General features: G+C 41.8%; 1 protein-coding gene. It reads left to right on the forward strand.

Annotated elements, in window-relative coordinates:
- The coding region (locus AAEY83_RS13490) for a hypothetical protein (protein ID WP_351059564.1) at window positions 1–335 on the forward strand (335 nt) is incomplete at both ends.

Below are 335 nucleotides of genomic sequence, written 5' to 3' on the forward strand. Positions count from 1 at the left end.
GGCGAAGGCCCGCGCGAAACAGGTTACACGTCTAATAAAGGTGGCCAAATAAAAGCTAATCTTACTAAAGATTTCGACAACGGTTACGTTCGCCTTTATTACAAACACTTAGACGATAAGAGTGTTGGCTACCTTCCTATGCCAATGTACTCAAATGGTGACTCTATTGCTGGCTTTGATGCGCAATCAGACACACCTCACTCAGCGTTATTTACTAAAACAGTACGTTTAAATGGTGAAAACCAAATCAGTAGCGGCGATATTCGCGATGGTATGAATCCAAAGGTTGACTCTGTTGGTTTTGAAGCTGTATTTGATTTAGATAACGATTGGCG

Source organism: Psychrobacter sp. TB20-MNA-CIBAN-0197 (assembly GCF_040309765.1).
Taxonomy (GTDB): Bacteria; Pseudomonadota; Gammaproteobacteria; order Pseudomonadales; family Moraxellaceae; genus Psychrobacter; species Psychrobacter submarinus.